This window comes from Alcanivorax sp. HI0083 (assembly GCF_001635175.1).
Genome location: NZ_LWFX01000926.1, coordinates 1 through 6,213 on the forward strand (window position 1 = coordinate 1; position 6,213 = coordinate 6,213).

At 46.8% G+C, this 6,213-nt stretch carries 10 protein-coding genes; all 10 read left to right on the plus strand.

Annotated features, from left to right (window positions below; translation table 11 throughout):
• Positions 1-436 precede the first annotated feature (436 nt).
• The 10 genes from A3754_RS09980 to A3754_RS10025 all read left to right on the plus strand — a co-directional run bounded on the left by A3754_RS09980 (position 437) and on the right by A3754_RS10025 (position 6,110).
• On the plus strand, positions 437-952 hold the full coding sequence (locus tag A3754_RS09980; RefSeq protein ID WP_063519553.1) for a hypothetical protein: 516 nt from the start codon (positions 437-439) through the stop codon (positions 950-952).
• 429 nt (positions 953-1,381) lie between these two features.
• A complete protein-coding gene (locus A3754_RS09990; protein ID WP_063518769.1) occupies positions 1,382-1,699 on the plus strand; it encodes a transposase in 318 nt (105 codons plus the stop codon).
• Complete coding sequence (locus A3754_RS09995; protein WP_082872457.1) at positions 1,693-2,565, plus strand: IS3 family transposase; 873 nt, start codon at positions 1,693-1,695, stop codon at positions 2,563-2,565. Before A3754_RS09990 ends, A3754_RS09995 begins: the two co-directional genes overlap by 7 nt.
• 42 nt (positions 2,566-2,607) lie before the next feature.
• Positions 2,608-3,090, plus strand: a complete 483-nt coding sequence (locus A3754_RS10000; protein ID WP_063519554.1) for a hypothetical protein — start codon at positions 2,608-2,610, stop codon at positions 3,088-3,090.
• A gap of 102 nt (positions 3,091-3,192) precedes the next feature.
• A complete protein-coding gene (locus A3754_RS10005; protein ID WP_156496942.1) occupies positions 3,193-3,570 on the plus strand; it encodes a hypothetical protein in 378 nt (125 codons plus the stop codon).
• Positions 3,567-3,854, plus strand: a complete 288-nt coding sequence (locus tag A3754_RS10010) for a hypothetical protein (protein ID WP_063519556.1) — start codon at positions 3,567-3,569, stop codon at positions 3,852-3,854. Before A3754_RS10005 ends, A3754_RS10010 begins: the two co-directional genes overlap by 4 nt.
• A gap of 129 nt (positions 3,855-3,983) precedes the next feature.
• Entirely contained in the window at positions 3,984-4,742 is a 759-nt protein-coding gene (locus A3754_RS10015) for a hypothetical protein (protein WP_063519557.1), read from the plus strand.
• 113 nt (positions 4,743-4,855) lie between these two features.
• Positions 4,856-5,323, plus strand: a complete 468-nt coding sequence (locus tag A3754_RS10020; protein WP_063519558.1) for a hypothetical protein — start codon at positions 4,856-4,858, stop codon at positions 5,321-5,323.
• A 62-nt stretch (positions 5,324-5,385) separates the two neighbouring features.
• Positions 5,386-5,766 (plus strand): molecular chaperone DnaJ, encoded by a 381-nt coding sequence (locus A3754_RS26615; protein WP_156496943.1) that lies wholly within the window; start codon positions 5,386-5,388, stop codon positions 5,764-5,766.
• Positions 5,767-5,864: 98 nt separating this feature from the next.
• Positions 5,865-6,110 carry a DUF2164 domain-containing protein gene (locus A3754_RS10025; protein ID WP_063519559.1) on the plus strand — a complete coding sequence of 82 codons (246 nt, stop codon included), beginning with the start codon at positions 5,865-5,867 and terminating at the stop codon, positions 6,108-6,110.
• Positions 6,111-6,213 lie beyond the last annotated feature (103 nt).

Consider the following 6,213-nt stretch of genomic DNA (forward strand, 5'->3'; position numbering starts at 1 on the left):
CACCTTTTGCGCGGTCGCTACGCTCCCATTTTCGCGCAAAAGGCGCCCAAAGTAAGCTGCGGCTGAGCGCGGCGTTAAGTGCATAAAGGAATCATGGCTTGTTCGAATCAAATGAATTGAATGAAATTCTCAAGTCAGAGCTGGCTCGAGGCAACGAAATTGCCGAGGAATCAGCTTGGCCACCCAAATGCAAGAAAATAGTTATTCTAAAGCGTCGTTTTCATCACTCGTATGAAGATAGCGGCCTAGATTACCGAAAAATAAATGATCCGCATTATTGGTATGCGGAGTACTCTACAAGCAATCAGGCTGAGTGTTTAGCATGCAAATGAGCAAGCACTTAACAAGCAAAGGCAGCATCGCCCCTTCGGGGCTGGACCTCGCTACGCTCGGCCGCTGCTTTGGGCGTTAGCCAGAATACAGCTTGAGGGGAGAAATGGATTCACCATATAAAAAAAGCATCTGGGATTTTGATGCTAGGTATGGAATAGACTCAGCTGAAATTGGCGATTCAGAAAGGAAGACAATTTCTAGGTTGATGTCTGTTGATGCGGCAAAGAAAAACGTGCCACCTGTGCCGATTAGTGGATTGCTTGAAATTTCCAATCTAGCAAAAGGAATGCCGGATGCGGTGAGCGCAACGAAAGAAGACATAGAGAACTTCATCGGTTTGGCGAAGCGGTTTAACGGGGCAGGAGTGCCAACTGTTATTTGTATGTTGGCGGTTGAAACAGATGGCGACTACCCTCCTATGGATAGAAGGTTTAGTTCGGGGCTGGAAAAAAAGGGCATTGTTTCAAAGGCTTATAGGAAATCACTTAAGGGTGGCAGCATTAAAAAGTTCTCTAGGGTATATGTAGAAAAGGTCATCCCTGCATGGAAAGAGAGCTTAAAGGGCCGCACTCCTCAGGAAGCTGATAACTACTGGGGGCGAGGCGGAAGCGATGGCTAACAAGAGCATGTTGCGGATAAATTTCCGCTACGCTCCAATTTTCCGCAAATGCTGGCGTTATGTGTGAGGGTAGATGGTTGAGGCTATGGGGAGAGAGCTGAAAGTAAGGCCTCTATTTCGGGGGTTGGCAGGCATTCTATTTGTGGTGTGTGTGCTCGATTTGCTGGCAATCGTTGTCTTTTCGTTCCTCGAACCATTCAGCCCGTATGCCCTTCTAGGAATTGCCGTCATTGGAGTATTGTCACATGTTTCTGGAATGGTGCTTTTCAAGGGAGTTCCTCCTGGATATTTTAGGTTCGCAAATGGGGCAGATGATAAGGCACATAACAAGTAGCAGCAGGCCGACTTTCGCGGCTGTGCTAGGCGTTATGCCTCCAAGTTCCCCAAGAAAAGTAGACACCTCACTACAACCTAATGAGGTGTTTTATTATGGCCAAGAAACGTAAGAACAAATACAACCACTACACCGAGGACTTCCGCAGGGAGGCGGTGCGCAGATCGGAAGATCCAGGTACCAGCGCCGTGGAGGTGGCTCGTGAGCTCGGTATCCACCCTGGTCAGATTTATAACTGGCGCAGGCAGTACAAACGACTTTCTGATAAGCAGTTCAATAGCATGCAAGGTGTTGATTACTCCCGGCAGGAAAGCGAAGAGATGCGCGCGCTCAAAAGAGAGATCGTGGATCTGAAAGAGGAAAATGAATTCCTAAAAAAGGCGACGGCGTACTTCAGCAAAGACAAGTGGTGAAGTACGCCTTTATTGAATCGCTACGTGGCCAGTATCCGGTCACCAAGATGTGCCGCTGGGCAGGCGTGAGCCGGTCTGGATACTACAAGTGGCGTAATCGGAAGCCTAGTCCACGTCAGCTCCGCCAATTGGAGGCTGAGCGCCAGCCGGTAACGCTCTTTAAGCGCTTCAAGTCCCGGTATGGGGCGCCACGCATGACCGTCGAGCTAAATGAGAGCGGCTGTGATATCAGCGAGAATACGGTTGCCAAATTGATGGCGAAACGTGGGCTTAAGGCCAGGAATGGGAAGGGCTACAAGTATTTCCCTGATGTTATGGCCCACAATCATGTCAGTGACAATCTTCTTAGAAGAAACTTTACCGCCAGCCGTCCAGATGAGAAGTGGGTATCAGACATTACCTACATCAAAGTCGAAAAGGGCTTTGTTTATCTGGCTGTGGTGATGGACCTATTCTCCCGAAAGATCGTGGGCTGGTCGCTGGATACGACAATTACGAATCAGCTGATTATTGATGCCTTCAATATGGCAAGGGACTCCAGGAATGTAGAGCCAGGGCTCATACTGCATTCGGACAGAGGGGTTCAATATCGCTCGGGCGAGTACCAGGCGTTGTTGCTCAGTGAAAAGATAAGACCTAGCATGAGCCGAAAAGGGAATTGCTGGGATAATGCGGCAATGGAGTCGTTCTTTGCTCGGTTCAAGGTGGAAGCGCTTTATGCCGAGGATGTATCGAATAAGAAAGAGGCGTACTCCTGCGTCTTCGACTACATTGAAATGTTCTACAACAGCCACCGTCGGCATAGCACACTGGGGTATAAAAGCCCTAACACGGTTGAGCAGGAATACCTGAAGATGTGTGCGTAAATCAGTGTCTACTTTTGGTGGGGAAGATCAGAGTAAATCAGTATGAAGAAACTCAAAGCTCTCATTTTGGGGTTGGTAGGAGCCTCGTCCGTGGCAAGTGCTGAAGTGGAGATGAAATACTATCCTTCTGCTGGTGACGTATTTGAGGTGCAGGCGCCCGCAGACTGGCAGCAAAACGCCAACTCTGACTACCTTTCAATTTCTAGCCCCGATGGCAGAGTTTCTATTACCGCCAGCGCGTACAGCAAAGAAGGTGGAAGTTTGCAGGAGTTTGCCGAATACAGATTCAGTTCCGTACAGGATTTTTATACTCCGCAAACTGAGGTGCGTTCAATTGAGTCCGGGGTATTACGCGAGTATGAAGGCGTATGGCCGGGCGAGTCTGTTCCAACCTACTACGCGGTAGCAGCAGTCGAAGTTGGAAAGGCTTTTGTCAGCGTCACCGTGGTAACTGATCGTAAGGATTACGATGAAAATAAGCCTATGTACATCAAGATCTTTGAGACTATTAAGCTAAACTCATAACAAGTCGCTGTTGCCGGACAATTTTTCCACCGCTTCGCTGCTCCAAAATTGCCGCAAAGCTCTGCGTTATGTTTCTGAATAAACCAAATAGCGAGGCACTATGTGAGAGAGCAAATTTTTAGTAAGGCTGTCGAGGCTGGAGGTCGACTGACAGTCAAAAGTGCATTGAATCCAATTCTGTGGCTTTGCGGAATTATTACTATTCCCACGCTCATTGCGGGGGTTCTTTATCCTGATCTGTCTAGCTGGATAGTAGCAGTTGGATGTTCGCCTGTTGTTGTCGCACTATTTGGATTCTTGTTTTTACTATTCTTCGATCGAGACAAATTGCAGTCAGAGGACTATCAGATTAAAAAGAGAACTATCGAGCTAGCTCAACAAAAGGGAGACCCTTATCCCCTACAAGTTGATGATACCAAGGCTATAGAAAATCCCGATTTTAACACCCTCGATCATCACAAGCCGGAGGGTGAAGCATGAGAAAAGCATATTTGTTTATGTATGACGGAAATGTTGGAACCCGGGAAGAGATGAAGAATGTACTGAACAGCATGGACCGGGTGCTTACGTGGCGGTTTGATATCCCAAATTGCTTTTATGTGATATCTGAATGTTCTGCTCAAGAGCTTTACGATGAGTTTATTTCACACAATGGAACCAAAGGCCGCTTTATGTTTATTGAGCCAACATCAAATAGCCAAGGTCAAATGCTGCCGGATACTTGGTATTTGCTGACTCACAAGACCCACAAGCCAAAGTCATGAGCAAGAAAAACATAACAAGCAAAGGCAGCATCGCCCTACGGGCTGGACGCGCTAACGCGCGCCGCTGCTTTGGGTGTTATGTAACCTAGATTGCATGAAGTCTAAGGCAGGATTTGAAGGTATTTATAAGTGGATAAGATTTATCACTATACAAGTTTTGATACATTTCAAAAAATTGTTGAGAATGGCGTAATTCGATTTAACTCACTGATTAATGTCGACGATGCTGAAGAGGGCTTTCTGTTGGATACACAGTCCCAAGCCCCTTATACCTTTGTCAGTTGCTGGACATCACAAAAGCGCGAAAGTATTCCGCTTTGGAAGATGTATGTGAATTCGCCGTTTGCAGTAAGAATTGAATTTTCGCCTGATTTCTTGAAGCCTCAGTTTTTTAAGAAGCACTTTATTGCAAATCATACCAATAGAAATGCTTACGTATTTTTGTTTCACAGAGGCGAGCGAGACACAGAGTTTCTATCCAAAGTCGTATATAAAGAACAACCAAGAATTCAAATGTATAAAGACGTACGCGGCCTGATGACTCAGGGCTATATAGAAGACTATGCTCTTACTAAAAATGAGCTCTGGGAATTCCAAGAGGAAGTGAGGTTTGTTTTGCAAGCCGTACCGATTAAACAGCTGAGGCCAAGACGGGGGTCTTCACTTTATAATACCTGCCAAGAAGTCATAATTAACAATGACCCAACTGATATACAGTTTATTGATGTGGCTTACGATAAAATCTGCCTGATGTCTGCGGGTATTATGCTTGGGCCATCAACTACCACTGAGCATGAAAATGAGCTGAGGCAGTACTTAAGTACGCACCTTCCTGAATATCATGGCGAAATATCTAGAAGTGACGCCTTCATACGGGAGCGTGGATAAGATTACATAACTATCGGCTGTTGTCGCCCCCCTTCGGGGCTGGACGGCCTTTCCGCCGCTGCGCGGCTACAAGTCCGCCCCAAAGCCGGGCGTTATGTGAAGGAGAGGGAATCGTGAGCGAGGAGCGGAAAACGTCGTATCTAAAGCCGGGGCGCCTGGCAGATGTTCTTGCTCTGATACAGGTTCTCGCATATGACAAATATACGAGTCGCAGTGAATCCGGTTTGATCGATGAGTTAAAAAATAAGCCGGATTCAGAGAACAGCTGGATTGATCTGGGGCGAGCGCACCCCGAGTTTTTCCGAGTTCGCTTTGAGAACGAGGATGAGGAAGAAGATGGGAAAGTGAATCGAGTTTCACTGATTTCCAGGTACGTACTTCCTCATGCTACCGAAAACAAGAAAAAAATACGTCCTATTTTAGATTCAAATACAGTGAACAAGCTCATGGATGTGGCTATTGAGATTCATGATAGGCAACTTTCTAGGTCCGAGCGCTGGAAGATTGTCATTCCTATGGTGGTTGCTATTGTTAGTGCAGGGGCCTCAATAGTGGCAGCTCTAATTGGTTCCGGTACATAACAATGCCATGCATGCGACGAGCGCATGATGGCCGGCGTTATGCAATCAAACGAGTAATCAGCATGAAATGCTTACTTTCTTTAATCGCGATTGGTCTGCTGCCCTGTTTGGTCTATGGCGAGGATCTGGGGTATACCGGTCATAATAAAGAAGGTCAAAGTGTTGGTGAAAAATTAAACGATTTAAAAGGCGATAAGTCTTTTAGTGTTTACGAGAAAAACGGGTGGACTATCGCCAGCTCTCAAGAGGGTGTGATGTACAGTTTTACTCCAATAAATCATCCAGCTCATCCAGCATATGTTGAGAGACGAGTAATTGAGCGCGATGGCACTATCTATATAGATATGTCGGCACGTTGTGGTGCATCAAAGGTAGCGTGTGATGATCTTGTAAAGTCATTTCAGGAATTAAACAAAAAAATCATCCAGAGCATGGGTGGCTAAATGCATAAAAAAGCCATTAAAAACCGGTCGCCAAATGATGGGCGAATGGGGTTAGGTCTTGCACTTTGCTCCAACCCTTCTTCGGCAATGAGTAAACCATGACCGATATCACCTTCACCCCAGACCAAAAATCCCGCATGGTCAGCAAGATCAAGGGGTACTTCGAAGACGAGCTTCAGCAGGATATCGGTGGGTTCGAGGCGGAGTTCTTGATTGATTTCTTTGCCAAAGAGCTGGGACCACATTTCTATAACCGGGGTCTGTTTGATGCCCAGCAGGTACTCACCGAGAAGATGGACGAGGTGGGCTATGTGATGCAGGAGCTGGAGAAGCCGGAGCCCTGAGTGGTGCAGGGCAAGATTGCAAATTATCAGGTGGATGTCCTGCTTTGCACGGTTCGCGGCTCAAGCGCCGCTCCTACAAAGGACACACGATTTATTCGTGTTT

Bases quoted from the DNA above. Each gene is read 5' to 3' on its own strand.
- A3754_RS09980 (WP_063519553.1), top strand. From the start codon at position 437: ATGGATTCACCATATAAAAAAAGCATCTGGGATTTTGATGCTAGGTAT.
- A3754_RS09990 (WP_063518769.1), top strand. From the start codon at position 1,382: ATGGCCAAGAAACGTAAGAACAAATACAACCACTACACCGAGGACTTC.
- A3754_RS10000 (WP_063519554.1), top strand. From the start codon at position 2,608: ATGAAGAAACTCAAAGCTCTCATTTTGGGGTTGGTAGGAGCCTCGTCC.
- A3754_RS10010 (WP_063519556.1), top strand. From the start codon at position 3,567: ATGAGAAAAGCATATTTGTTTATGTATGACGGAAATGTTGGAACCCGG.
- A3754_RS26615 (WP_156496943.1), top strand. From the start codon at position 5,386: ATGAAATGCTTACTTTCTTTAATCGCGATTGGTCTGCTGCCCTGTTTG.
- A3754_RS10025 (WP_063519559.1), top strand. From the start codon at position 5,865: ATGACCGATATCACCTTCACCCCAGACCAAAAATCCCGCATGGTCAGC.